The sequence below is a fragment of the Brevundimonas sp. KH_060 genome, assembly GCF_057838275.1.
Genome location: NZ_CM174463.1, coordinates 3,300,493 through 3,324,633 on the forward strand (window position 1 = coordinate 3,300,493; position 24,141 = coordinate 3,324,633).

Sequence of the window (24,141 nt, forward strand, 5' to 3'; positions counted from 1 at the left end):
CTGCCGGATGAAGCCCTCACCCTCATCGGGTCGAAAACCGTTCAGAACGGGAGAAGAAAAGACATGAGCATTTCCCGCCGCGCCTTCGGCCTCGGCTCCGCCGCCCTGGTCGCGCTCGCCGCCGCCCCCGCCGCCGTCCTGGCGCAAGCCGGGCTGTCGGCCGACGATCAGGCCGTGCTGCGTCAGGCCCAGACCTATCTGACCGCCATGACCACGGCCCAGGGGACCTTCGTCGAGACCGGGCCGAACAATCAGCGCCGCGCCGGCCGCTATTATCTGCAACGCCCCGGCAAGATGCGGTTCGAATACACCGAGCCGGAAGGCCTGCTGGTCGTCGCCGACGGCAACAACGTCAGCCGTTGGGATCCGCGCCTGAACGTCTTCCGCCAGGCGCCGCTGGGCCAGACGCCGCTGTCCACCTTCCTGGCGCGCGAGGTCCGGCTGGATCAGGGCGTGAAGATCGACCGGATCACGCGCATGGACTCCGGCGCCTTCGCCATCACGGCCCGCGACGCGCGCCGTCCCAATGAAGGCTCGGTCATCCTGGCCTTCGCCGGTTCGCCCGTGCGCCTGCAAGAATGGACGATCACCGACGCGCAAGGGTCGCGCACCCGCGTGCAGCTGACCACGCTGCAACCGGCGCCCGGCTTGGCCGCCAGCCTGTTCCAGCTGCGCGATCCGACGCGTCGCAACCGCCGCAACTGATCCGTCGCCAGAAAAGAAGCAGGGCGAATTTGTGACAGTTTGACCTTTTTCGCCAGGCGTGACACTTTGGGCACAGGACGGCGGCGGCCGTCCCGCCCGCCACGGATTCATCCCCGCCTGGCGGCGAGAGAGACGAACTTCATGCGCCCGGACCTGGCTCCGGGCGCTTTTTTAATGCGCGAGACGACCGGCTTAGACCCCGCCCCGTCAAGCTGCTAAGGCCCGTCGCATGAGCCTTCGCATCGTCACCTGGAACATCAACTCGGTCCGCCTGCGCATTGAGCAGGTCGCCCGTTTAGTCGCCGAACACGCCCCGGACGTCCTGTGCCTGCAGGAGATCAAATGCACCGAGGACCAGTTCCCGCGTCAGGCCTTCATCGACATGGGCCTGCCCTACTTGCGGATCGGCGGCCAGAAGGGCTGGCACGGGGTGGCCATCGCCAGCCGCCTGCCCATCGTCGACAGTCCGAAGCTGGACGTCTGCCGCGAGGGCCACGCCCGCTGCGTCTCGGCTGTGGTCGAGGGGGTGGAGGTGCAGAACTTCTACATCCCGGCGGGCGGCGACCTGCCGGACCGGGCGCTGAACCCCAAGTTCGATCACAAGATGGACTTCTATGAGCGGCTGACCGCCGAGATGAAGACCCGCGACCGCCAGCGGCCCCTGGTCCTGGCCGGCGACTTCAACATCGCGCCGGGCGAGAACGACGTCTGGAACCACCGCTTCATGTCCAAGGTGGTCAGCCACACCCCCGGCGAGGTCGAGACCCTGTACCGACTTCAGGACGCCGGCGGCTTCACCGACGTGCTGCGCGACCAGATCCCCGATCCGGTCAAGCTGGCCAGCTGGTGGAGCTATCGCGCCAAGGACTTCCGCAAGTCGAACCGGGGCCTGCGGCTGGACCATCTATGGACCTCGCCCGGCCTGACGCCCGCCGTGGTCAAGGGAAGCGCCCGCATCCTGGACACGGTGCGCGAATGGGAACGGCCCAGCGACCACGCCCCGGTCGTGATGGACCTGGACGTCTGAGCCCGCCTCAGAAGGGGAAGAAGATCGGGATGGCGACCATGGCCGCCGCCCAGGTGATCAGGTTCAGCGGCGTGCCGACGCGGACGAAGTCCATGTAGCTGTAACCGCCCATCTGATAGACGAGGACGTTGGTCTGATAGCCGAAGGGGGTGGCGAAGGCGGCCGAGGCGGCCATCATCACCGCGACCAGGAAGGGGCGTGGATCAACCCCCAGACTCTCGGCCAGGGCGACGGCGATCGGCGTCACCAGCACCGCCACCGTGGCGTTGGACAGGAGCTCGGTCGCGAACAGGGTCACGCCGTAGAGCACGATCAGCGCGCCCAGAGGCCCGAACGGACGGATCACCTCGATCAGCAGACCCGCGCCTTGCGCCGCCAGCCCCGTCACTTCGATGGCGGTGCCGACCACCACCATGCCGGCGATCAACAGCAGGATGTCCGGCTTGAGACCCGAATAGGCCTCTTCCGGCGTCAGCACGCCCAGCAGGATCAACGCCACCGCTCCGGCGAAGGCGGCCGCCGCGATGGGCGCGATCCCCAGCCCCGCCGCCGCCACAACCATCACGAACACGGCCAGGGCGATCAACGCCCGCTTCCACTGCAAGGGCCGGTCGGCCGAGGCGTAGAGGTCGACGTCGCCCAGATGCGCGTCCCCCGTGCCGTCGCGCTGACTGCGGCTTTCGCCCAGGCGGGTCAGGGACGACAGTGAGAAGGGCAGGCGCCATCGGCCTTGGCGCGACGCCTTTTCGGCCTGGGCTTCCGCCTCGCGCCGTTCGCGTTCGGCCTCAGCCTCCTCCTCGGCGGTCGCCGTGCGTCCCAGTTGGCGCGCGCCGAAGAAATAGAGCCACAGTCCGCCGACCAGGGCGATGACTAGGCCCACCGGCGTGATCTCGAACAGGCTGAAGACCGGCTGGCCCGCGTTGCGCGCCATGTCGTTGACCAGCAGATTGGTCGAAGTGCCGATCAGGGTCAGCAGGCCCCCCAGGACCGTCACATGGCTGAGCGGCATCAGGAACCGCTTGGGCGACAGCTTCAGCGACTTGGCCATGTCGCGCACGACCGGCGCGGCCAGGACCACCACCGGCGTATTGTTCAGAAAGCCGCCGACCGAGCCGCACAGGCCGATCACCACCCAGATGCCCGTCGCGCCGAACCGCTGACACAGCGCCGTCGCCTTGCGGATCATCAGGCCCAGCAGACCCGACAGCTCAATGGCGTAGGCGATGACGAACAGGCCGGCCAGGGCGATGACCGCCGGGCTGGCGAAGGCGCTCTGCACCTCGACCGGGCGCACCACGCCGAACAGCAGCAGGGCCGCCGCGCCGCTGAGCGCAACCACGTCCGAGCGCATCCGACCGTGGATCATCACGCCGACCACGGCGATCAGAACGATAAGCGCGATGATCTGGTCCAGCGTCACCCGCGCAAGAACCCCTTTATCAGCCATCGCCGCGACCACGATCACGGGTCGGGGCGCCAATCAGCGTTTCCCGTGTTAGGCTGGTTCCATGTCGATCACAACGACCCGTCTCGCCGCGCCGCTCGCCCTGGCGGCGGCCCTGCCGCTTCTGACCTGGTGCCAACGACCGCCGGAACCGGCCGCGCCCGCGGAACCGGCCCCGCCGCCGACGGTCGTGCTGGATTCCACGCTGAACCGCGCCGCCCTGCTGGCCGCGCTGACCGAAGCGGGGACGGCCCTGGCCGACGGCCAGACCCGCGACGCGGCCCTGACCGGCCGCACGGTGTCGGTGCGCCTGCCTTTCGGCTGCGGCGGCGCAGCGACCGTCGCCGGCGAGGCCGGCGGCCTGCCCCGCCTCGTCCGCAATGCGGACGGAAGCCTGACCCTAACGGTCACGCCGGAAGATCTGGTCGCGTCGTCCCTGGTCCCCGCGACCCGCGAGGGGGCGGTCGACAAGTGGGAGGCGGTCGAAGGCTTCTGGATCGCCCGGCCATGGAGCGGCCTGGACGCCTGTCCGGCGTCAACGGCCCCGGCCGCCCCTGCCCCTGCGCCTCCAACGGCTCAGGCGTCAAACAAGACGGCCGCCGAGGACAAGACCGTTGAGGCCAAGGCGGTTGAGGCTAAAGCCGTTGAGGACGTCGTGACACCGCCGCTCGTCCAACCCGAGCGCAGCGCCGGGCTGGCCGCCGTGTTCGAAGCGGGCGGATCGCGCCTGGGCCGTCGTCAGGGCCAGGCCTATGTCCATGTCATTCGGGGAGAAAAGGACGTCGCTCCGACGCCGGCGCCGCGCGGCTATGCGCTGCGGCTGGAAGGACGGCTGACCGCCTTCGCGGACGGCAAGGCCGTCCATTGCGTCCAGAAGGACGCCGAAAGCCGTCCGGTCTGCATCGCCGCCCTGCGGCTCGACCGGCTGGCCTTCGAGGATGGGGCCACGGGCGCCCTTCTCAGCGAATGGCGCCCGCGTTGACTTAAGCTCAGGCTGCGCCCAGCAGCTTGGCGCCGGCCAGCACGCCCAGCAGGATCAGGGTGACGCTGCCGGTGAAGACGACGATGCCTTCGAACGAGAAGCTCGAAGCGCGGGGATGCACGAGTTTCATGACTTGGTTCCTTTCGGCGGGGGAGTTCCGAACGGTCTCAAGATAGGCGGCGCTGCTGTGGGGGACAAACCACGGTTAGGCCGTCTCAAGTGATCTCAGGTCACTCGAACCTTATCTGCGTCCTCATCCAGCCGCGATTCAGCCACGATCCAGTTGAGGAAGCGCCGCAGCTTGGGTTCATCCGCCCGTTCCGGCAGGACCACCGCCCAATAGGCCAGGTCGTTGGTCAGGGCGTGATCGACCGGCTGGATCAGCCGCCCCTCGCGCAGGTCGTCCGCCGCCAGGGGCGCCGATGTCAGGGCCACGCCGCGCCCCGACAGGGCCGCCTCCAGCGCCAGATGACTGTGGCTGAAGTGCGGGCCACGCAGGTGGCTCACGCGCGGATCATCGACGCCGGCGCTTTCGAACCAGGCCTTCCAGCCCATGCGGTCGGCGTAGGGCATGTCGTGCCAGGTCTCGTGGATCAGCACCACGTCCAGCAGGTCGGACGGCTGGTTCAACCGCCGGGCGGCGGCGAAGGACGGGGCACAGACCGGGATCAGCCGCTCATTGACCAGCCGCCGCGCCACCTGGCCCGGATAGGGACCTTCACCATAGCGCAGGGCCACGTCGGCCTCGCCGTTCGACAGGTCGGCGATGCGGTCCTCGGCGAAGACGATCAGATCGAGATCCGGGTTTTCCTCGCTGAACCGATGCAGGCGCGGCGACAGCCATTTGCTGGCCAAGGACGGCAGAGCGGTGATGCGCAGCTGGCGCGAGCGGCCCGGCCGCACGGCCTCCAGCGCGCTTTCCAACCGCTCGAAGGCGTCGGCCACGCCCTGGGCCAGACGCTTGCCGTCGGCGGTCAGGCGCACCGAACGGTTAAAGCGATCGAACAGGCGCAGACCCAGGCGCATCTCCAGCGCCTTCACATGGCGGCTGACGGCGCCGGGGGTGACGCCCAGCTCCTCGGCCGCCTCGCGGAAACTGCCAAGGCGGGCGGCTGCGTCGAACGCCCGAAGCGCCACCAGCGGCGGGGTCGGGCGACGCTCGCTCATCTGAGGGTCAGGGCTGGAGGCGGTAGCCGCCGGCGTCGGTCAGCAGCAGGCGGGCCTGGCCCGGCTCGACCTCGATCTTCTGACGCAGGCGATAGATGTGGGTTTCCAGGGTGTGGGTGGTGACCCCGGCGTTGTAGCCCCAGACCTCGGTCAGCAGCTCTTCGCGCGACACCGGCTTGGCCCCGGCGCGATAGAGGTACTTGAGGATGTTGGTTTCTTTTTCTGTCAGCCGGACCTTCTTGCCCTTGTCGTCGACCATCAGCTTGGAGGCCGGACGGAACTCATAGGGGCCGACCTGGAAGACGGCGTCCTCGGACTGTTCGTGGCTGCGCAGGTGGGCGCGGATGCGCGCCAGAAGAACCGCGAAGCGGAAAGGCTTGGTGACATAGTCGTTGGCGCCGGAGTCGAGGCCGAGAATGGCGTCCGAATCCGAAGACTGCGCCGTCAGCATGATGACCGGAGTGGACACGCCCGCCTTGCGGATCAGGCGACAGGCCTCGCGGCCGTCCATGTCGGGCAGGTCGACGTCCAGCAGGATCAGGTCGGCCCGCGCCTCCTTGGCCTGGCGCACGCCGTCGGTCGCCGTCGCGGCCTGGGCAGGGCGGAATTCCTCGTGAAGCGCCAACTGCTCGGCCAAGGCCTCGCGCAGGTCGTTGTCGTCATCGATGATCAGAATGGTCTTGGGCGTGCGCATGGTCTCTTTAGAATGGCGAGGCTTGGGCCGAACGCCAAGGGCGCCAAACGCGATATTGCGTCCTAAGAGGCCGCAGGGACCATATTTCGTTCCCCGAACAGGGCCGAACCGACCCGAACATGGGTCGCGCCCGCCTGAATCGCCGTCAGATAGTCGCCGCTCATGCCCATCGACAGGACGCTCAAGCCGTTGCGAGCGGCGATCGCGGCCAGAAGGGCGAAGTGCGGCGCCGGGTCTTCATCGGCCGGAGGAATGCACATCAGCCCCTCCACCGTCAGCCCGTGGACGTCGCGCGCGGCGGCGATCAGGGCGTCGGCGTCTTCCGGTAGCACCCCCGCCTTCTGCGGTTCGGCGCCGGTATTGACCTGAACCAGCACACGGGGGCGACGGCCTGTCTTGTGCGCGGCGGCGGCCAGGGCAGCGGCGAGGCGTTCGCGATCCAGGGTCTCGATGACGTCGAACAGTTCGACCGCGTCTTGCGCCTTATTGGTCTGCAAGGGGCCGATCAGGCGCAGCTTCAGGTCCGGCAGGGCGGCGCGACGCTCGTCCCAGTGAGCCTTGGCCTCCTGCACCCGGTTCTCGCCGAACACGCGCTGGCCGGTCGCCAGAGCGGCGTCGAGGGCGGCGTCGCCCTGCGTCTTGGACACCGCCGTCAGCACCACAGAGGCGGGGTCGCGCCCCGCCGCCAGGACCGCGTCATGGATACGGCGGCGCACCTCGGCGAAGCGGTCGGCGATGGACGAAACAGCGAAAGCGGGCGTAGTGGCGGTCATGACCCTGTCCGAACTCATGGCCGAGGACGCGCGCACCCTGTGGGCGGCGGCTCAGGCCCTGTCGCAGTCTGTAGCCCTCGCGGCGGCGCCTGTCAGCCCGAGCCCCCTGCCGCCCCTGCTGTTCTTCACCGACCCCGAGCGCACGCCCCGCCCCTGGAAAGCGGCGGCGCGCCTGCCAGCGGGCGCGGGCGTCGTGTACCGCGCCTTCGGCGCCGCCGACGCCGTCGAGACCGGGCTTCGTCTGCGCGAGGCGACGCGGGCGGCGGGCGTGCTTCTGCTGGTCGGACTGGACGCCGCCCTGGCCGAGCGGGTGGAGGCCGACGGCGTGCACCTGCCCGAACGCGCCCTGTCCTCGGCCTACGCCCTGTCGGGACGGCGACCGGATTGGCTGCTGACCGGCGCGGCGCATTCGGAAGCGGCCGTGCGCGGCGCGCGCGACCTGCACGCCCTGGTGCTGTCGCCCGTCTTTCCCGCCGGCGGCGCTTCAGCGGTCAAGCTCGCGCTGGGGGTGGAGCGGTTCTCGGGGCTAGCGGCCCTGGCCCCCTGCCCGATCTACGCCCTGGGCGGGATCACGGCGCGCAACGCCGAAGCCCTCAGCGAATCAGGCGCGTGCGGTCTGGCGGGCGTGGAGGCGATCCAGACAGCATTCACCTCTCGCTGAGAGAGGCCGCTCAGGATCAGAACTTGAAAATGGTCTCGAGGCGCACGCGCGGCGCGGCGCGGCGATCAGCGGCGCTTTCGGGCGCGCGGGCCGGATCGACTTCCGGCGAGGCCAGGTTGGCGGCGGCGCCAACGCGCAAGCGCGGGCTGAGGCGGTAATAGGCCCCGGCCTCGACGTCGCCCCAGTCGGCTTCGCGGCCGACGGGCTGGTTCAGGTTGAAGTTCAGGCCCCAGCGGCCGTTCTCGTTCCAACGCAGGCCGCGGCGCTGGGCGGCGGTCGGGGTGCTGGGCGACTGGGCGGCGATGTCGGTCAGGCTGACGGCAGGGGCGCGACCGCGCGTCTGCGCAGCGGCGTCGGTCGTCACCCCGGCCAAGGCCAGGGCGCCCACGCTTGCAGCGATGACGGCGACGAAACGCATTTCACCCACCCTATGGACCGCTCGTTTTCTGCGGCGATCCTTGTTGACGACCTCAGAACGCGCCTGAACGAGCCGCGTCCGATCTGGGGATAAGATATGGACTGCATTCCTACGGTCAACGGAACGTGGCCCTATGGCATAGGTTCCAGGCGACTCCGGCGCGGGCTGTGGCGCCCTTGTCACGCAGAAGGGCCGGACCAAGGCCTCTATCGGTCGAGTCTGATGCCAGATCGCCTTGTCATCGCCCCTTTTCGCCGTGTTATAGAGCGTTGCTGACGCGAGCGTGCGTGGGCGTCGCTAGGCGACGCTCCCTCATGCGCCGTCAAACCCTTTCACGGAGATCACGGAATGGCTCTTGTTCGCGGCGCTGCGGTCGCCCTGATCGCCTCGGGCCTGCTGCTCGGGGGCTGCTCCAGCCTGCCCCTCATCGGCGGCGGCTCTAAGGCCAAGGCGCCCACCATGGAGGCCCAGCTGGGCATCGGCGTGAACGCCTATCTGTGGCGCGCCACCCTGGACACCCTGTCCTTCATGCCGCTGACCAGCGCCGATCCGTGGGGCGGCGTGGTCAACTATGACTGGTACGTCAATCCGCAGGCGCCGAACGAGCGCTTCAAGGCGACCGTCTTCATCCTGGATCGCCGCCTGCGCGCCGACGCCCTGAACGTCGCCGTGACCAAGGAAGTCAAGGACGCCGCCGGCGCCTGGGTCTCGGCGCCGGTCGCGGCTCAGACCGAAACCGATCTGGAGAACGCCATCCTGACCAAGGCGCGCCAGCTCAACCTCGCCAACGCGGCCCGTCGCTAAGACCGGCCGCCCCTCACCTTTCGTCTTCAACGCGTCCTCAGGCCCGCCTCAAGCTTCGCGCCTGAGGCGCCGCCTCAGGATACGCCGTGGCCCGTTACGAGCCTAAGACCGCCGAACCCCGCCAGCAGGCCCGATGGGCCGCGGCCGACGCCTTTTCGGTGTCCAACGCCGACACCGGCCGTCCGAAATACTATGTGCTCGAGATGTTCCCCTATCCGTCGGGCAACATCCACATGGGCCACGCCCGCAACTATGTGATGGGCGACGTGGTGGCGCGTCACAAACGGGCGCAAGGCTTCGACGTCCTGCACCCGATGGGCTGGGACGCCTTCGGCATGCCGGCCGAGAACGCGGCCATGGAGCGCGGCGTCCATCCCGGCGACTGGACCTGGTCCAACATCGCGACGATGCGCGACCAGCTGAAGCTGCTGGGCCTATCACTGGACTGGAGCCGCGAGTTCGCCACCTGCGATCCCGAATACTATGGCAAGCAGCAGGAATGGTTCCTGGAGCTGTTCAAGCGCGGCCTGGTCTATCGCAAGGACGGCGTGGTCAACTGGGATCCCGTCGACAACACCGTCCTGGCCAACGAGCAGGTCATCGACGGGCGCGGCTGGCGCTCGGGCGCCGTGGTCGAGAAGCGCAAGCTGAACCAGTGGTTCCTGCGCATTACTCAGTATGCGGATGATCTGATCGACGGCCTGGCCGAACTGGAAGGCCGCTGGCCCGAGAAGGTCCGCCTGATGCAGGAAAACTGGATCGGCCGGTCCAAGGGTCTGCAGATGAAATGGGCCTGGTCGGGCGCCGCTCCAGCCCAGACCTTGGCCGGTTTCGACGACGGGCTGGAGATCTACACCACCCGCCCGGACACCCTGTTCGGCGCCAGCTTCATGGGCCTGGCTCCCGATCATCCGATCTCGAAGCAACTGGCCGAGGCCGACCCCGAGGTCGCCGCCTTCGTCGCCGAATGCCGCAAGGGCGGCGCCAGCCAGGCCGACATCGAACAGGCCGAGAAGATCGGCTGGGACACGGGGCTGAAGGTCATCCATCCCTTCACCGGCGCCGAAGTCTCGGTCTGGATCGCCAACTTCATCCTGTCCGACTACGGCACGGGCGCCATCTTCGCCTGCCCGGCGCATGACCAGCGCGACCTGGACTTCGCCCGCAAATACGACCTGCCGGTGATCCCGGTCGTCCGCCCCGAGGGCGCGGGCGACGACTTCGCCGTGGCGGACGAGGCCTACACCGGCCCCGGCTCCATCTTCCATTCCGACTTCCTGAACGGTCTGGATATCGAGGCCGCCAAGGCCGAGGCGATCCGCCGCATCGAGGCCGCCGGAACGGGGGAAGGCGCGACCATCTATCGCCTGCGCGACTGGGGCGTCAGCCGCCAGCGTTACTGGGGCTGCCCCATCCCGGTCATTCACTGCGAGGCCTGCGGCGTCGTGCCGGTGCCGGCCGACCAGCTGCCAGTCGAACTGCCCAAGGACGTCACCTTCGACGTGCCGGGCAACCCGCTGGACCGCCATCCGACGTGGAAACACGTCAACTGCCCGTCGTGCGGCGGCGCCGCCCGGCGCGAGACCGACACGCTGGACACCTTCGTCGACAGCTCATGGTATTTCGCCCGCTTCGCCGACCCCAAGGCGGCCGAGCCGATCAACAAGGCCGCCGCCGCCAAATGGCTGCCGGTGGACCAATACATCGGCGGCGTCGAGCACGCGGTCCTGCACCTGCTCTACGCCCGCTTCATCACCCGCGCCCTGTCGGACGCCGGTCTGATGGACGTGAAGGAGCCGTTCGCCGGGCTGTTCACCCAAGGTATGGTGATCCACGAAACCTATTTCGACGGCCATGAAGACAGCGGCAAGCCGCGCTGGGTCGAGCCGTCGGACGTGCGCATCGAGACCGTGGACGGCCAGCGTGTCGCCACGCGCCTGTCGACCGGCGCGCCGGTGACGATCGGCGACATCGAAAAGATGTCCAAGTCCAAGAAGAACGTGGTCGCGCCGCAGGACATCATCACCGCCTATGGCGTGGACGCCGGGCGTCTGTTCATCCTGTCCGACAGCCCGCCTGAACGCGACATCCAGTGGTCAACCGGCGGGGTCGAAGGCGCCGCCCGCTTCGTCCAGCGCGTCTGGGGCGAGTACGCAGCCTTCGACGCCGCCGCGCCCGCAAACGCCGATGTTGACGCCAGCCTGATCCGCGAGACGCACAAGGCCATCAAGGCCGTCAGCGAGGGCGTCAAGCATTTCCGCTTCAACTCGGCCGTGGCCAAGCTCTACGCCTTCCTGGCGACCATCCGTCAGCACGACAAGGCGGGCGCCGAGGCGAAGAAGACCGCCCTGTCGACCCTGGCGCGACTGATGGCGCCCTTCACCCCGCACCTGGCCGAGGAAGCCTGGACCCAGCTGGGCGAGGCCGGAATGGTTCTGGACGCGCCATGGCCCGTCTATGACCCGGCCCTGGCCGCTGACGACCAGATCACCCTGCCCGTCCAGATCGGCGGCAAGCGTCGGGGCGAGGTCGTCCTGCCGCGCGGGTCGGACAATGCGACAGTCGAAGCCGCCGCCCTCGCCAATCCGACGGTTCAGGCCTACCTTGCCGCCAACAACCTCAGCGTCCGCAAGGTGATCGTGGTGCCCGACCGTATCGTCAATCTGGTGGCCGGCTGATGCGTCGGCTGGCCCTGTTCGGTGTCCTGGCGGGCGCAAGCCTGCTGTCCGCCTGCGGCTTCACGCCCATGTACGGCGAGACCGGCGTCAGCGGCGGCCTGTCGCGCATCGCCGTGAGCACCCCGGACGACCGCCTGGGCTATCGCCTGCGCGAACAGTTGGAGGACGCCTTCGGCCGCGACGGCGCCCAGGCGCCCCTCTATCGCCTGACGACCGAGGTCGAGCAGAGCCGCCGCCCCCTGGGCCGCCGCATCGACGACACGGCCAGCCGCTATGAGCTGACGGTCAAGGCCGCCTGGGCGCTGACCCCCATGGCAGGCGGAGAGACGATCAAGGGCGTTCAGACCACGACCGTCACCTACGCCGCCGCGGACCAGCCCTACGCCGCCATCGCCGCCCAGCAGGACGGCGAGGACCGGGCCGCCGCCGACCTGGCTCGCCTGATCCGCCTGGACATGATGCGCGTCCTGGCCGCGCGCTGAAGGTCTTCGCATGATCCTGTCCAAGCGGCCCGACGTCGACCGCTTCCTGAAGGCGCCGGACGCCGGCGTCCGCGCCGCCGTCATCCACGGCAAGGACCGCTCGGGCGTGACCGAGCGCGCCCTGACGCTGTGCAAGACGATCACCCCGGATCTGAACGACCCCTTCAACGTCACCCTGCTGACCGAAGCCGACATCGACGGCGACGCCCTGCGCCTGGAAGAGGCGCTGACGGCGCTCAGCATGATCGGCGGGCGGCGCCTGGTGCGCATCCGAATGTCGGACGGCAAGGCAGGCGTGGACAAGGCCGTGGCCGCCGCCCTGACCGCCCACGCCGAGGGCGCCTACAACCCCGACGCCATGCTGGTGATCGAGGCCGGGGCGCTGGGCCGCGAATCCGCCCTGCGCAAGGCCGCCGAAAAGGCCCAGGGCGCGGTCGCCATCGCCTGTTATGAGGATGAGGTCGGCGACGTCGCCCGCATGACGCGCGAGGCCCTGGGGGCCGACAAGGTGGGCCTGTCTTCCGACGCCCTGGATCGCTTCGTCGCCCGCCTGCCTCGCGAACGCGGCCTGATGCGCCAAGAAATCGAGCGGCTGATCCTCTACATCGGCCCCGGATCCGGCCGCACCATCGATGTGGAAGAGCTGGACGCCCACCTGGGGGTCGAGCCCGACGCCTCCCTGTCCGACGCCGCCTTGCAGGCCTTCGGCGGCCGCCCCGGCCCCGCCCAGGCGGGCCTGCGCCGCGCCCTGGCCGAGGGCGAAAGCGCCGTCATGGCCGTGCGCATGGCCTCGCTTCACCTCGGAAAACTTCGCCGGATCAATATCTTGCAGACCAATGGCGCGGGCGCCAAGGAGGCCGCCAAAGCCGCCGGCGTCTTCTGGAAACAGGAAGCGGAAATGCTGCGCCAATCGCGCGCCTGGCGGCTCGAACTGCTCGACGAGGTGCAGGACAGCGTCAACACCGCCGACGTCATGACCAAGACCACAGGCATGCCCGAGGCCCTGATCGCCGAACGCCTGCTGCTGGAAATCGCCGCCCGCGCCAAGCGCATGGGGCTTTAAGGCGCACACAGGACCGTGACGGCCGCCAGAACGCCGTCTCAACCTCGCTTGGAGGCCCGACGGAAAGCTGGTTTGTTCAAGGCCGCCGCCTGACGTTGCATCGACTGCTCCGCCTTACGAGATCCATCGACGCCGCCGAAGTCGCCACTGTCCTTTAGCACCGCCTTCTTCGCAGCCAGCACACGCTTGAGCGCTTCAGCAGCACTCGATTTCTTGGAAATTTCACTCATGAACTGATCCTAGCAGCCATGCGTGAAAAACAAGCCTCTGCACGGCCTTCACGCGTCTCTTTCTTCTTAGAGTGTTGGGTCCTGACAGATGGCGTCAACCGCACAGTATTGACATAAACGTATATAAGGTATTTCTATAGCGCTGATCGATCCTCGATCATCGATCGAGTCATGCGCGTCCTCACCTGCTGGCGCTCAGCACTCGCTCTCATCCCCGACTTGCCCGTCCCGGCATAGCCAGGACGGGCTTTTTCGTAGAGCCTCAACCGCGCATCAGGCGTCGGCACAGGTCGTCGAGCTGTTCCAGGGTGCCGTATTTGACGGTGATCTCGCCCTTCCCGCCCTTGTCGGCCAGCGAGACCTTGAGCCCCAGGGCGTCGGACAAATCCTGTTCCAGGGCGGCGATGTCCGCCGCGCCCTCCCCGCTCAGGACCGGCTTGGCCTTGGGCGTTTTCGGCCCTTCCGCCGCGCGACGCGCCAAGGCCTCGGTCTGGCGAACGTTCAGCCCCTTGGCGATGACCTCGGCCGCGAGCGCCTCAGCATTCGGCGCCGTGATCAGGGCGCGGGCGTGGCCCGCCGACAGATCGCCGCGCACCACATGTTCGCGCACGGCCTCAGGCAGTTGCAGCAGGCGCAGGGTGTTGGCGACATGGCTGCGGCTCTTGCCCACCACGCCCGCCAGGGCGTCCTGGGTGCGGCCGAAGCGTTCCATCAGGACGGCATAGGCATTGGCCTCTTCCATCGGGTTCAGGTCAGCACGCTGGACGTTTTCGATGACGCCGACTTCCAGCACCTCGATGTCGTCCATCTCACGCACGACGATCGGCACCTGCGTCAGGCGGGCGGCCTGAGCGGCGCGCCAACGACGCTCGCCGGCGATGATCTGCCACACGTTCTGCTCGCCCGGTTGGGAGCGGACCAGGATGGGCTGAAGCACGCCCTTGTCACGAATGGAGGCCGTCAGCTCGTCCAGATCCGTCTTGGTGAAGATCTTGCGCGGCTGGTCCGGGTTGGGTTTCAGCGCCTCGATCGGCGCCCGATGCACGCCGGCCGGCGCCGGACCGGTCACGTCAACGGCGACAGGCTCCTGCGCGTTTTCTCCCATGAGAGCCGAGAGACCCCGGCCCAGACCACGCTGACGTTCAGACAAAATATCGATTCCGTTATTGTTTATCGGATCAGGCCGCCGATCAGGCGGCCAGGGCCTGACGACGCTGGCGCTCGCGCGCCACCAATTCACGGGCCAGCTTGAGATAGGCCTGGCTGCCCGCACACTTCAGATCATAGATGAGCGCCGGCTTGCCGAAGGACGGCGCCTCGGACACCCGCACGTTACGCGGAATGACGCTGTCATAGACCTTGTCGCCGAAATGGGCGCGCACATCGGCCGCCACCTGGCCCGACAGGGCGTTGCGACGGTCGTACATGGTCAGCACCAGGCCCTGGATTTCCAGCGCCGGGTTCAGGCTCTGGCGCACCATGTCGATGGTCCGCATCAACTGGGTCAGGCCTTCCAAGGCGAAGAACTCGCACTGCAGCGGCACCAGAACAGCGTCCGCCGCCGCCATGGCGTTCAGCGTCAGCAGGTTCAGCGAGGGCGGGCAATCGATCAGCACATAGTCATACCGAGAATGGCCGTTGCCCCCCTGTTTCGCCAGGGCGTCGCGCAGCCGATAGGAACGACGATCCGCCTGGCTCAGCTCGATCTCGACGCCCGACATGTCGGCGTCGGCCGCGACGATGAACAGGCCCGGCACGGCGGTCTCGATAGCAGCCTCGTCCACCGGACGGCCGTCGACGATGACGTCGTAGATCGTCACCCGACGTGTTTCACGTGGAACACCCAGCCCGGTCGAGGCATTGCCTTGCGGGTCCATGTCGACGATCAGCACCTTCTCGCCGATAGCCGCCAGGGCCGTGCCCAGGTTGATGGCGGTCGTGGTCTTGCCCACCCCGCCCTTCTGGTTGGAGACCGCCAAAACGCGGGGTTGCTTTACGGACTCAACGGACACGACGAAGACCCCCCAGTGAAACGATGCGGCCGCGCGGATCGCTGCGCGAGACCGTAAGCTCAGCTTCAAACTGCCAGACCCGACGGGCCTCTTTCAACTCAGCCTCGGCCTTCTCTCCCTTGAGGAACAGGCCTTTTGCACCGCGTTGGAAGTAGGGCTGTGCATAACCCAGCAGCTTCTCCATCGCCGCGACCGCGCGGGCGGTCACCACATCCACCGTGATCGCCTGCTCTTCCGCCCTGCCGTAGACCACGGTCGCGGGCAGTTCCAACGCATCCACGATGGTTTGAAGAAAACGGCACCGCTTGCCCAGGCTGTCGACCAGCCAGACATGTGCGCCCGGTCGTCCCTTCAGCAGGATGGCCAGCACCACGCCGGGGAAGCCCGCCCCTGCGCCCAGATCGGCCCAGGTCTTGGCTTCCGGCGCCAAACTCAGCAGCTGAGCGCTGTCCCAGGCGTGGCGGTTCCAGAAGTCGGGAATGGAATCCGGCCCCACCAGATTCATCACCTCATTGGCCTCGGTCAGCATGCCGAGGAAGGTCTGCAGGTCGGCGATGTTGGCGTCGCTGGCGCCCGTCTGAGCGCGGAAGGTCTGGATGGCGTCGGACATCAGGCGACGACCGCCGCCAGATCGACCTCTGCGTCCTTGACCCTCTTCACATGGGCCAGAAGCGCCGTCAGGGCGCCTGGCGTCATGCCTTCAATGCGGCCAGCCTGGCCGAGCGTCAGCGGGCGGATCAGGGCCAACTTCTCGCGCACCTCGTTCGACAGAGCGCCGATGGCGGCGTAGTCGAGGTCGGCCGGAAGCGACAGCCCTTCTTCCCGCCTTAGAGCTTCCGCGTCCTGTGTCTGGCGATCCAGATAGCTGGCGTACACCGCGTCGATCTCCACCTGATCCCGCACCGCAGGCGACCAGTCCCCGATTTCAGGTCGAACGGCGACAAACTGATCCAGCGTCACATCCGGGAAAGCGAGAAGATCACGGATCGAACGCCGCTGGCCATCCGCGTTAACGGTGATGCCCAGAGCCCCCGCCTCCTTGGGCGTGAACTGCGTTTCACGTGAAACACGGTTCGCCCGGTCTAACTGGTCAGCCTTATCCAGCCATACTCGCGCGCGCTCCGAACCGACGATCCCCGCCTCAATGCCGATCGGCGTCAGGCGTTGGTCGGCGTTATCCGCACGCAGCGTCAGTCGATACTCAGCCCGGCTCGTGAACATGCGATAGGGTTCGGTGACGCCCCGAGTCACCAGATCGTCGATCATGACTCCGATATAGGCCTGATCTCGGCCGAGGATCAGCGGATCAGAACCGGCGGCGGCGCGGGCGGCGTTCAGGCCTGCGATCAGGCCTTGCGCCCCCGCCTCCTCATAGCCGGTCGTGCCGTTGATCTGACCCGCAAGGTAAAGACCGGGACGTTTCTTGACTTCCAGCGCCGGCGTCAGTTCGCGCGGATCGACATAGTCGTATTCGATGGCGTAGCCGAAACGGAAGACCTCGACCTGCTCCAGGCCCGGCATCGTATGGAGGAAGGCCAACTGGGTCGTGTCCGACACCGAGGTCGAGATGCCGTTCGGATAGACGGTCGGATCATCCAGACCTTCCGGCTCCAGGAAGACCTGATGACTGGTCTTGTCCGCGAACCGGACCACCTTGTCCTCGATCGACGGACAGTATCGCGGCCCGCGGCCCGAAAGACGCCCGCCATAGACAGCGCTTTCGCCGAGGTTGTCGGCGATGATGCGGTGCGTCTCTTCCGTCGTGTGGGTGACGCCGCAGGCGATCTGCGGCACCTCGATCCGGTCGGTCAGGAAGCTGAACGGCACGGGCTGATCGTCCGCCGCCTGCATCTCCAGCCGGTCCCAGGCGATGGTGCGACCGTCCAGGCGCGCGGGCGTGCCGGTCTTCAGACGGCCCATCATCAGATCGGCCGCGTGCAGATCACCAGCCAGACCGGTCGACGGATCCTCACCATAGCGTCCGGCCGGAATACGCAGGTCGCCGCGATGGATCACGCCGTTGAGGAAGGTGCCCGTCGTCAACACGACCGCGCCCGCACGGATCATCTGCCCTGCCCCGGTCTTGACGCCCGTGACCCGGTCGCCATTCAGGATCAACCCCTCGGCCGTGCCCGCCATCAGCGTCAGATTCGGATAGTCCGCCAGCTCGGCCTGCATGGCCTCGCGATAGAGGCGACGGTCGATCTGGCTGCGAGGCCCGCGCACGGCGGCGCCTTTCGAGCGGTTCAACAGGCGGAACTGGATGCCCGACACATCGGCCAGGCGGCCCATGACGCCGTCCAGGGCGTCGATCTCGCGCACCAGGTGGCCCTTGCCCAAGCCGCCGATGGCCGGGTTGCAGCTCATCTCGCCGATGGTTTCCAGCTTCTGGGTCAAAAGCAGGGTGCGTGCTCCGGCGCGGGCAGCCGCCGTCGCAGCCTCGCAACCCGCGTGGCCGCCGCCGATGATGATGACGTCGAAGGTGTGATCGGGGGTCGAACTCATGGCGTCCACATAGTCCATTCGAGCCGGAATCGCCACCGGCTGAAGAACCGTTGTTTCACGTGAAACAGGCGAAAGCCGGGCCTATTTACCGATGCAGAAGGAGGAGAAGACCTCGCCCAGAATATCCTCGACGCCGATAGCGCCGGTGACGCGGGCCAGGGCGTCAGCCGCACGACGCAGGTCGTCCCCCGCCATCTCAGGCGCAATGTCCAGCGCCCGGCGCCCGGCTTCAACATCGGCCAGGGCCTCCGCTAGGCGGCGACGATGCCGCTCACGCGTCACGGCAGGGAAGTCGGCGCCGGACAGATCTCTGGCCAGACGCGCCGCGATCCAATCGTGCAGTTCAGCCAGCCCCTGCCCCGTCATCGTGCTGACCGTCAGGGCTTCCACACTCGCCGTCGGCGTCACGGCGCCCAGATCCGCCTTGTTCAGAACCTGAAGATCGGACGGACCCACAAAGGCGGCGGCCGGGTCTTCGACGTCCTGTGAAGACGGCGAGCGAACCCAGAGGCGAAGGTCGGCGCCCTCGGCGCGCAGTCGGGCGCGGCGGATGCCCTCGGCCTCGACCAGATCATCGCTCTCACGCAGACCCGCCGTGTCCGACAGGGTCACGGCGTAACCGCCAATCATGATGTCGGCGTCCAGAACGTCCCGCGTCGTCCCAGCGATGGGGGTGACAATCGCCGCCTCACGCGCCACCAGCGTGTTGAACAACGACGACTTGCCCGCATTTGTCTCGCCGATCAGGACGATGCGATAGCCTTCGCGCACCCGTCGTCCCCGATCGGAATCCGCCAAGGCCGCGCGCAGGTCAGCGGCGAGTTGATCCAGCACCGGGCCAGCGGTGCGCGCCAGATTGTCGGGCACTTCCTCGTCGGGGAAATCGATCTCGGCCTCGACCAGAGACAGGGCCTTGAGCAGGTCGCGCCGAAACCCGGCGTAGGCCGCTGACAGGGCGCCGTCCAGTTGGCCGAGAGCCTGGCTCTTCTGCGCCTCGGTCTCCGCATCGATCAGATCGGCGACAGCCTCGGCCTGAGCCAAATCCATGCGCCCATTCTGGAAGGCGCGACGGGTGAACTCGCCCGGCTCCGCCGGACGCAAGCCCAGGGCGATCAGGGCGGTGCTGGCCGCCTCGACCACGGCGCGCCCGCCATGCAGGTGAAGTTCGGCAGAGTCTTCGCCGGTATAAGAACGCGGCGCCACAAAGCGCAGAACCAGCGCTTCATCGATCAGACGGCCCTCATGGCTCAGACTACGGACGGAGGCCAGTCGCGGAGTCAGCCTCCCTGCGCCCAAGGCGGTCAGGGCCGCTTCAGTCATCGGGCCTGACAGGCGCAGTACAGCGATGGCCCCGCGCCCCGGCGGCGTGGCGAGGGCGAAGATGGTGTCAGTCACGTCGTCCGCTTCACGGCTTCGCCGCCCCTGTGACGGCGGCTTCCATCAAGCGACGGAACTGGTCCTGGGCCTGAACCCCGAACGACGTCCAGGTCTTCATCAGCTCGTCCGGCTGCATGGCCGCCATGTTGGCGTCCATGCGCTTCTGCATTTCAGCGACCAGATGGTCGTTAAGCGGCGTCACGTCCGGCAGGCCCAGAAAGGCGCGAGCCTCGGCCGGGGTGCAGTCGATCTCGATGTTCAGCTTCATAACGCCCTCACTTGTTTCACGTGAAACACGCCCTCAAGCAGCCGCCCGCCGTGCGGGCGGCGCTAGGGCAGGAATTATGTGTTCATCGACTGGAAGAAGTCGCCGTTGTTCTTGGACTGGCGCAGCTTGTCGAGCAGGAACTCGATCGCGTCCTGCGGGCCCATCGGGTTGAGGATGCGGCGCAGGACATAGGTCTTGGCCAGCTGATCCTTCGGCGTGATGAGGTCTTCCTTGCGGGTGCCGGACTTGAGCACGTCGATGGCCGGGAAGATGCGCTTGTCGGCGACCTTGCGGTCCAGCACGATTTCCGAGTTGCCGGTGCCCTTGAACTCTTCAAAGATCACCTCGTCCATGCGGCTGCCCGTGTCGATCAGGGCCGTGGCGATGATGGTGAGCGAACCACCCTGCTCCACATTACGCGCGGCGCCGAAGAAGCGCTTGGGCCGCTGCAGGGCGTTGGCGTCGACGCCGCCGGTCAGGACCTTGCCCGAAGACGGGACAGTCGCGTTGTAGGCACGGCCCAGACGGGTGATGGAGTCCAATAGGATCACCACGTCCTTCTTGTGCTCGACCAAACGCTTGGCCTTTTCGATCACCATTTCGGCGACGGCGACGTGGCGTGTCGCGGGCTCGTCGAAGGTCGAGGCGACGACCTCGCCCTTCACCGTGCGCTGCATGTCGGTGACTTCTTCGGGGCGTTCGTCGATCAGCAGCACGATCAGGAAGACTTCCGGGTGGTTGCGCTCGATCGACTTGGCGATGTTCTGCAGCATGACCGTCTTACCGACGCGCGGCGGGGCGACGATCAGGCAGCGCTGGCCCTTGCCAAGCGGGGCGACGATGTCGATGACCCGGCCCGAGCGGTCCTTCAGCGTCGGGTCCTGGATTTCCATGTGCAGACGCTCTTCGGGATAGAGCGGCGTCAGGTTGTCGAACAGGACCTTGGTCTTGACCATCTCCGGATCTTCGAAGTTGATCGTGTCGACCTTCAGCAGGGCGAAGTAGCGTTCGCCCTCACGCGGGCCGCGCACGGCGCCGTGCACTGTGTCGCCCGAGCGCAGGCCGAAGCGGCGGATCTGCGACGGCGAGACATAGACGTCGTCCGGACCCGGCAGGTAGTTGGCGTCGGGGCTACGCAGGAAGCCGAATCCGTCTGGCAGGATCTCCAGCACGCCCGAGGCGATGATCTCGACCTCTTCGTCAGCCAGAGTCTTCAGGATGGCGAACAGCAGATCCTGCTTGCGCAGGTTGCCGGCGTTCTCGATGTCCAGACCCTCGGCGAAGGCGACCAGGTCTTCCGGCGTCTTCTCGTTCAGTTCCTGAAGGGTGATGCGGCCATTGGGAACGATGGGCTCGCCGTCGTCGTCCTCATCATCCTCAGCCGTGGTGTCGACGCCGTGATCGTCGTGTTCAGCGACAACCGGAGCGACAGCCTCTTCAGGTTGGGCCTCCTCGACCGGAGCCGCAGCGCGGCTTCCACCCAGGCTCAGGGTGCGGCGCGGGCGTTCGGCAGGCGTTTCTCTTGCATTTTCAGCGACTTCGGTTTCCGGAGTGTCAGGCGTATCGGTCATGATGGCGTGCTCGTTCGCGCGCCCGGACACCGCAAGGCGGCCAGGAGCAGAAGGTCGTCGATGGCTTCAGCCGCAAGGGCTGGGAGGGAGGGCGACGGTCTCCCGCAGGCTCAAACCGGCAGGCGTCGCAAAAAGAGAGGGACCGCACTGCACGGACCGGCCGCACGGTTCACCGCAGCGGAACCACGAAAGGCCGGTGCCGGTCAAGAGCCCTCAAGCAGCGAGCGACCGCGTCGCTCGCGCTAGGGCCTCTAGAAACTCCACTCCATCGTCACCGAAAGCACCATGATGATGGCCAGGACGAAGGGAATTTCATTGGTCATGCGCCAGAAACGGCCCGAATATTTGGACGTTCCCGCCGCGATCTTTTTGCGCTGTCCCGCCAGGAAGCCGTGCCAGCCCGCCAGCAGGAAGACGCCGATTAGTTTGGTCATCATCCACGGCTGGTGGGCGAAGGACCAGTCGGCGCCGTCGCCGCTGCGCAGCCACAGCAGCCAGCCGCCGAAGATGAAGGCTAGGATCATCGCCGGATTGATGATGATGCGCAGCAGCCGCGTCTGCCAGACGCGCAGCAGCGTCTGCATCTCGCCGCGCAGGGGTTCAGACTTGGCGTTCTGCTCGGCGTCATAGGCGAACAGCCGCGGCAGAAAGAGCATGCCGGCCATCCAAGCGATCACCGCCAGAATGTGAAGCCCGCGGGCCAGATTGTAATAGTCCATGTCGATCCCCTCAGGCCGCCCTGGAGGCCTTTGAACAGCCAGACGGGCAGGCTTTCAAGTGGGCGCATGGTCCCCCCTCAGAAGCGCCCTGCGGCGCCACGCCGGGCGTTTCCAGCGCCCGCTCGACCGCATCGGCCAGGGCGGTGATGAAAACCGGGTCGGCGCTGACCGTCGGCGCGCGAAGATAAGGCGCGCAACCGACTTTATGAGCCAGCTCGCCGTATTCCATGTCCAGTTCGACCAGGGTCTCGATATGCTCGGAGACGAAGGCGATCGGCACGACGACGGCGCCCACGCCGTCGCGAGCGGCCTGTTCGATGGCGTCAGGCGTGGCTGGGCCCAGCCATTTCAACGGGCCGACCCGGCTCTGGTAGCAGATGGCCCAGTCGGTCAGGCCCATGCGCTCGACCACGGCGGCCACGGTCGCCTCGACCTGAGCCTGATAAGGATCGCCGGCGGCGACCAGCTTTTCCGGAATGCCATGAGCCGAGAACAGCACGCGCACCGGCCTGCCTTCGGCCTTGTCCAGCGTTTGCCGGATCAGGCGAGCCTGCGCTTCGATCAGCCCCTCGGCGTCCGGATAGCAGCAGACGACGTGCGTTTCGCCCGGTCCGTCGTAGCACTCGGTCCACTTCTTCAGCGACGAGGCCGTCGTGGTGGTCGAGAACTGCGGATAGAGGGGCAGAAGAACGATCTTGTCCGGCTGGAAGGCCTTGACCGCCGCCGCCGTCTCCTCCGTCAGCGGATGCCAGTAGCGCATGGCGATGAAGACGCGGCTGTCGTCGCCGGGTGCGGCGTCGGCCAGGGCGCGCGACAGGGCCTCGGCCTGCTTCTGCGTCTCGGGCAGCAGGGGCGATCCGCCGCCCATCAGGGCGTAGTTGGCCTGGGCCGAGGTCTCGCGACGACTGGAGATCAGTTTCGCCAGCGGCGTGCGGAACATCCCCGGCAGGCCGATGATGGCCGGGTCGTTGAACAGATTGAACAGAAAGGGTTTGACCGCTTCCGGGCGATCAGGACCGCCCAGATTGGTCAGAACGACCGCCACGCGCCGGTTGGGTCGTCCCTCGGGGGTTGTGGCGGTCCGGGTCATTGGGCGCCGATCCGCTTCAACACTTGCTCGACATGGGCGATCGGCACGTCCGGCAGGATGCCATGGCCCAGATTGAAGATCCACGGACCCTGGCCCCAGGCCTCCATCAACTGATCGACGCGGCGATCCAGCGCCTCGCCGCCCGCCCGCAGCAACAGGGGGTCCAGCGCGCCCTGAATGGGCTTGATCGCCTGAACGCGCCTGCCGACTTCCAGCGGACAAGCGGTGTCCAGCGCCACGCCCTGCATGTCGCATTCGCGCGCATAGCGCTCAGCAAGCGCCGCCGAGCCCCTCGGGAAGCCGATCAGCGGCACCGTGACGCCCAGTTCGCGAGCGCGGGTCACCAGCTTCTGATGCGGCTTCAGCACCAGCGTCTCGAACAAATCGTCAGGCAGGCCCTCGGCCCAGCTCTCGAAGATCTTCAGCACCTGGGCGCCGGCGTCCTGCTGCATCTTCAGATAGTGGGCGGTGGACTCCACCAGCACGTCCAGAAGACCCGCCACCAGCTCGGGGTTCGTGTAGGCATAGGTGCGAGCGGTCGCGCGCTCGCCCTTGCCGATGGTGCGGGCTTCACCGTCCAGCATATAGGTCGCGACCGTCCACGGCGCTCCTGCAAAGCCGATCAGAGCGCGTTCAGGCTCCAGTTCCGCACGCACGAGGGTCAACGTCTGGCCCACGGCCTTGAGAGCTTCTCCAGCCTGCTGAGCCTTGTCGGCCATCGACTGCACTGACGGCAGGGCGCCCAGGCGCGGCCCCTCTCCCGCCTCGAACCAAACCTTCTGGCCCAGGGCGCCAGGAATCAGCAGGATGTCGGCGAAAACGATGGCGGCGTCGAAGCCGAACCGGCGCATCGGCTGCAGGGTCGCTTCCGCCGCCATTTCCGGGTTCAGGCAGAAGGCGATGAAGTCCGGCGCCTTGGCTCGCAGCTCGCGGTATTCCGGCAGGTAGCGCCCGGCTTGACGCATGAACCACACGGGCGGGCGGGAAAGGGTTTGGCCCTGGAGAGCCTGGATCAGAAGGGGCGTGCTCATGCTTCGGGCTTTAGGATGCACACCCCCAAGCCTCAATCCCTATTCAGATTTAAGAATTGAAAGAATTGGTAGGTGGAAGCAGGGCCGTGGAGCACGGGGATAACTGCGGACAGTCCCGGTTGGACTCCTTCTTGTCCCCTGACGGAGGCGTGGAAATCCCGCCGTTTACAAGGCGGGGTGTGAGTTATGGGGATAAGCCGTGAAACACCCGTCAGACTCTGGCTTGCCTCTGGGCGCCGTTGTGGGTGAATCCGCGGGCGCCGTTGTTGGACAAAATGTCCTGCCCCCAGCATGGGATGAATCCTCGGCGCCCAGGCGGACGACTCCGGCGCCGATCGCCCCAACGGCGCCCGTGATCCCCGCTCGCGACTGACGGCTGGGCTTGCTAGAGGATTCGGCGCCCGGTCTTTCACGAACGGCGCCCCGGCTTTTCAACAGGG

Annotated in this window: 25 protein-coding genes; 8 read left to right on the plus strand and 17 right to left on the minus strand. The window is 67.2% G+C overall.

Going from position 1 to position 24,141, the window contains the following annotated elements:
* Positions 1-63: 63 nt before the first annotated feature.
* Positions 64-705, plus strand: a complete 642-nt coding sequence (locus AC3IPP_RS16345; protein WP_087140184.1) for a LolA family protein — start codon at positions 64-66, stop codon at positions 703-705.
* 229 nt (positions 706-934) lie between these two features.
* A complete protein-coding gene (xth, locus tag AC3IPP_RS16350; protein WP_489149713.1) occupies positions 935-1,732 on the plus strand; it encodes an exodeoxyribonuclease III in 798 nt (265 codons plus the stop codon).
* Between the two features lie 7 nt (positions 1,733-1,739).
* Here the strand turns inward: xth and AC3IPP_RS16355 are convergent, their stop codons facing one another.
* Positions 1,740-3,212, minus strand: coding sequence for an SLC13 family permease (locus AC3IPP_RS16355; protein WP_489149714.1), 1,473 nt, complete (start codon positions 3,210-3,212; stop codon positions 1,740-1,742).
* A 28-nt stretch (positions 3,213-3,240) separates the two neighbouring features.
* Between AC3IPP_RS16355 and AC3IPP_RS16360 the strand changes: the two genes are divergently transcribed.
* The gene (locus AC3IPP_RS16360) at positions 3,241-4,158 is read left to right on the plus strand and encodes a hypothetical protein (RefSeq protein WP_489149715.1); all 918 of its coding nucleotides are present in this window, start codon (positions 3,241-3,243) and stop codon (positions 4,156-4,158) included.
* A 7-nt stretch (positions 4,159-4,165) separates the two neighbouring features.
* On the opposite strand, the gene AC3IPP_RS16365 is transcribed toward AC3IPP_RS16360, so the two are convergent.
* From AC3IPP_RS16365 to AC3IPP_RS16380, 4 genes are all read right to left on the minus strand, one after another.
* Positions 4,166-4,288 carry a hypothetical protein gene (locus AC3IPP_RS16365; RefSeq protein ID WP_256375772.1) on the minus strand — a complete coding sequence of 41 codons (123 nt, stop codon included), beginning with the start codon at positions 4,286-4,288 and terminating at the stop codon, positions 4,166-4,168.
* A gap of 95 nt (positions 4,289-4,383) precedes the next feature.
* Complete coding sequence (gcvA, locus tag AC3IPP_RS16370; RefSeq protein ID WP_489149716.1) at positions 4,384-5,325, minus strand: transcriptional regulator GcvA; 942 nt, start codon at positions 5,323-5,325, stop codon at positions 4,384-4,386.
* Positions 5,326-5,332: 7 nt separating this feature from the next.
* Entirely contained in the window at positions 5,333-6,019 is a 687-nt protein-coding gene (locus tag AC3IPP_RS16375; RefSeq protein WP_003166566.1) for a response regulator transcription factor, read from the minus strand.
* A gap of 62 nt (positions 6,020-6,081) precedes the next feature.
* Complete coding sequence (locus tag AC3IPP_RS16380) at positions 6,082-6,792, minus strand: YggS family pyridoxal phosphate-dependent enzyme (RefSeq protein ID WP_489149717.1); 711 nt, start codon at positions 6,790-6,792, stop codon at positions 6,082-6,084.
* Between AC3IPP_RS16380 and AC3IPP_RS16385 the strand changes: the two genes are divergently transcribed.
* Entirely contained in the window at positions 6,791-7,453 is a 663-nt protein-coding gene (locus tag AC3IPP_RS16385; RefSeq protein WP_489149718.1) for a thiamine phosphate synthase, read from the plus strand. The genes AC3IPP_RS16380 and AC3IPP_RS16385 overlap by 2 nt on opposite strands.
* Before the next feature lie 16 nt (positions 7,454-7,469).
* Here the strand turns inward: AC3IPP_RS16385 and AC3IPP_RS16390 are convergent, their stop codons facing one another.
* On the minus strand, positions 7,470-7,871 hold the full coding sequence (locus tag AC3IPP_RS16390; RefSeq protein WP_087140172.1) for an NtrZ family periplasmic regulatory protein: 402 nt from the start codon (positions 7,869-7,871) through the stop codon (positions 7,470-7,472).
* A 348-nt stretch (positions 7,872-8,219) separates the two neighbouring features.
* On the opposite strand from AC3IPP_RS16390, the gene AC3IPP_RS16395 reads away from it, so the two are divergent.
* The 4 genes from AC3IPP_RS16395 to holA all read left to right on the plus strand — a co-directional run bounded on the left by AC3IPP_RS16395 (position 8,220) and on the right by holA (position 12,898).
* On the plus strand, positions 8,220-8,675 hold the full coding sequence (locus tag AC3IPP_RS16395; protein WP_087140170.1) for a DUF3576 domain-containing protein: 456 nt from the start codon (positions 8,220-8,222) through the stop codon (positions 8,673-8,675).
* Between the two features lie 86 nt (positions 8,676-8,761).
* On the plus strand, positions 8,762-11,353 hold the full coding sequence (gene leuS, locus AC3IPP_RS16400; RefSeq protein WP_489149719.1) for a leucine--tRNA ligase: 2,592 nt from the start codon (positions 8,762-8,764) through the stop codon (positions 11,351-11,353).
* Positions 11,353-11,835: an LPS assembly lipoprotein LptE gene (gene lptE / locus AC3IPP_RS16405; RefSeq protein WP_489149720.1), complete on the plus strand. Its 483-nt coding sequence runs from the start codon at positions 11,353-11,355 to the stop codon at positions 11,833-11,835. Before leuS ends, lptE begins: the two co-directional genes overlap by 1 nt.
* Before the next feature lie 10 nt (positions 11,836-11,845).
* On the plus strand, positions 11,846-12,898 hold the full coding sequence (gene holA / locus AC3IPP_RS16410; protein WP_489149721.1) for a DNA polymerase III subunit delta: 1,053 nt from the start codon (positions 11,846-11,848) through the stop codon (positions 12,896-12,898).
* A gap of 38 nt (positions 12,899-12,936) precedes the next feature.
* Here holA and AC3IPP_RS16415 read toward each other — a convergent pair whose 3' ends face one another.
* The 11 genes from AC3IPP_RS16415 to hemE form a co-directional block, all read right to left on the minus strand.
* Positions 12,937-13,128 carry a hypothetical protein gene (locus AC3IPP_RS16415; RefSeq protein WP_489149722.1) on the minus strand — a complete coding sequence of 64 codons (192 nt, stop codon included), beginning with the start codon at positions 13,126-13,128 and terminating at the stop codon, positions 12,937-12,939.
* A 262-nt stretch (positions 13,129-13,390) separates the two neighbouring features.
* Positions 13,391-14,278 (minus strand): ParB/RepB/Spo0J family partition protein, encoded by an 888-nt coding sequence (locus AC3IPP_RS16420; protein ID WP_489149723.1) that lies wholly within the window; start codon positions 14,276-14,278, stop codon positions 13,391-13,393.
* A gap of 40 nt (positions 14,279-14,318) precedes the next feature.
* Complete coding sequence (locus tag AC3IPP_RS16425; RefSeq protein WP_087140157.1) at positions 14,319-15,140, minus strand: ParA family protein; 822 nt, start codon at positions 15,138-15,140, stop codon at positions 14,319-14,321.
* Positions 15,130-15,750: a 16S rRNA (guanine(527)-N(7))-methyltransferase RsmG gene (rsmG, locus tag AC3IPP_RS16430; protein ID WP_489149724.1), complete on the minus strand. Its 621-nt coding sequence runs from the start codon at positions 15,748-15,750 to the stop codon at positions 15,130-15,132. Before rsmG ends, AC3IPP_RS16425 begins: the two co-directional genes overlap by 11 nt.
* Positions 15,750-17,663, minus strand: coding sequence for a tRNA uridine-5-carboxymethylaminomethyl(34) synthesis enzyme MnmG (gene mnmG / locus AC3IPP_RS16435; RefSeq protein ID WP_489149725.1), 1,914 nt, complete (start codon positions 17,661-17,663; stop codon positions 15,750-15,752). The genes rsmG and mnmG overlap by 1 nt, the downstream gene beginning before the upstream one ends.
* A gap of 63 nt (positions 17,664-17,726) precedes the next feature.
* Positions 17,727-19,040: a tRNA uridine-5-carboxymethylaminomethyl(34) synthesis GTPase MnmE gene (gene mnmE, locus AC3IPP_RS16440; RefSeq protein WP_489149726.1), complete on the minus strand. Its 1,314-nt coding sequence runs from the start codon at positions 19,038-19,040 to the stop codon at positions 17,727-17,729.
* A gap of 10 nt (positions 19,041-19,050) precedes the next feature.
* Positions 19,051-19,290, minus strand: coding sequence for a DUF6489 family protein (locus AC3IPP_RS16445; RefSeq protein ID WP_003166554.1), 240 nt, complete (start codon positions 19,288-19,290; stop codon positions 19,051-19,053).
* 74 nt (positions 19,291-19,364) lie between these two features.
* Positions 19,365-20,861, minus strand: coding sequence for a transcription termination factor Rho (rho, locus tag AC3IPP_RS16450; RefSeq protein WP_489149727.1), 1,497 nt, complete (start codon positions 20,859-20,861; stop codon positions 19,365-19,367).
* Between the two features lie 251 nt (positions 20,862-21,112).
* Positions 21,113-21,580, minus strand: a complete 468-nt coding sequence (locus AC3IPP_RS16455) for a CopD family protein (RefSeq protein ID WP_489149728.1) — start codon at positions 21,578-21,580, stop codon at positions 21,113-21,115.
* Between the two features lie 10 nt (positions 21,581-21,590).
* A complete protein-coding gene (gene hemH / locus AC3IPP_RS16460) occupies positions 21,591-22,670 on the minus strand; it encodes a ferrochelatase (protein WP_489149729.1) in 1,080 nt (359 codons plus the stop codon).
* Entirely contained in the window at positions 22,667-23,701 is a 1,035-nt protein-coding gene (hemE, locus tag AC3IPP_RS16465) for a uroporphyrinogen decarboxylase (protein WP_489149730.1), read from the minus strand. The genes hemH and hemE overlap by 4 nt, the downstream gene beginning before the upstream one ends.
* Between the last annotated feature and the right edge of the window lie 440 nt (positions 23,702-24,141).

What these genes read in the sequence shown, in the direction of transcription:
- AC3IPP_RS16345 (WP_087140184.1), top strand. Translation starts at nt 64, where the DNA reads ATGAGCATTTCCCGCCGCGCCTTCGGCCTCGGCTCCGCCGCCCTGGTC.
- rho (WP_489149727.1), bottom strand. Translation starts at nt 20,861, where the DNA reads ATGACCGATACGCCTGACACTCCGGAAACCGAAGTCGCTGAAAATGCA.
- AC3IPP_RS16415 (WP_489149722.1), bottom strand. Translation starts at nt 13,128, where the DNA reads ATGAGTGAAATTTCCAAGAAATCGAGTGCTGCTGAAGCGCTCAAGCGT.
- AC3IPP_RS16375 (WP_003166566.1), bottom strand. Translation starts at nt 6,019, where the DNA reads ATGCGCACGCCCAAGACCATTCTGATCATCGATGACGACAACGACCTG.
- holA (WP_489149721.1), top strand. Translation starts at nt 11,846, where the DNA reads ATGATCCTGTCCAAGCGGCCCGACGTCGACCGCTTCCTGAAGGCGCCG.
- AC3IPP_RS16380 (WP_489149717.1), bottom strand. Translation starts at nt 6,792, where the DNA reads ATGACCGCCACTACGCCCGCTTTCGCTGTTTCGTCCATCGCCGACCGC.
- AC3IPP_RS16455 (WP_489149728.1), bottom strand. Translation starts at nt 21,580, where the DNA reads ATGGACTATTACAATCTGGCCCGCGGGCTTCACATTCTGGCGGTGATC.
- mnmG (WP_489149725.1), bottom strand. Translation starts at nt 17,663, where the DNA reads ATGGACTATGTGGACGCCATGAGTTCGACCCCCGATCACACCTTCGAC.
- lptE (WP_489149720.1), top strand. Translation starts at nt 11,353, where the DNA reads ATGCGTCGGCTGGCCCTGTTCGGTGTCCTGGCGGGCGCAAGCCTGCTG.
- hemE (WP_489149730.1), bottom strand. Translation starts at nt 23,701, where the DNA reads ATGAGCACGCCCCTTCTGATCCAGGCTCTCCAGGGCCAAACCCTTTCC.
- AC3IPP_RS16365 (WP_256375772.1), bottom strand. Translation starts at nt 4,288, where the DNA reads ATGAAACTCGTGCATCCCCGCGCTTCGAGCTTCTCGTTCGAAGGCATC.
- AC3IPP_RS16390 (WP_087140172.1), bottom strand. Translation starts at nt 7,871, where the DNA reads ATGCGTTTCGTCGCCGTCATCGCTGCAAGCGTGGGCGCCCTGGCCTTG.
- gcvA (WP_489149716.1), bottom strand. Translation starts at nt 5,325, where the DNA reads ATGAGCGAGCGTCGCCCGACCCCGCCGCTGGTGGCGCTTCGGGCGTTC.
- hemH (WP_489149729.1), bottom strand. Translation starts at nt 22,670, where the DNA reads ATGACCCGGACCGCCACAACCCCCGAGGGACGACCCAACCGGCGCGTG.
- AC3IPP_RS16445 (WP_003166554.1), bottom strand. Translation starts at nt 19,290, where the DNA reads ATGAAGCTGAACATCGAGATCGACTGCACCCCGGCCGAGGCTCGCGCC.
- rsmG (WP_489149724.1), bottom strand. Translation starts at nt 15,750, where the DNA reads ATGTCCGACGCCATCCAGACCTTCCGCGCTCAGACGGGCGCCAGCGAC.
- AC3IPP_RS16385 (WP_489149718.1), top strand. Translation starts at nt 6,791, where the DNA reads ATGACCCTGTCCGAACTCATGGCCGAGGACGCGCGCACCCTGTGGGCG.
- AC3IPP_RS16360 (WP_489149715.1), top strand. Translation starts at nt 3,241, where the DNA reads ATGTCGATCACAACGACCCGTCTCGCCGCGCCGCTCGCCCTGGCGGCG.
- xth (WP_489149713.1), top strand. Translation starts at nt 935, where the DNA reads ATGAGCCTTCGCATCGTCACCTGGAACATCAACTCGGTCCGCCTGCGC.
- AC3IPP_RS16395 (WP_087140170.1), top strand. Translation starts at nt 8,220, where the DNA reads ATGGCTCTTGTTCGCGGCGCTGCGGTCGCCCTGATCGCCTCGGGCCTG.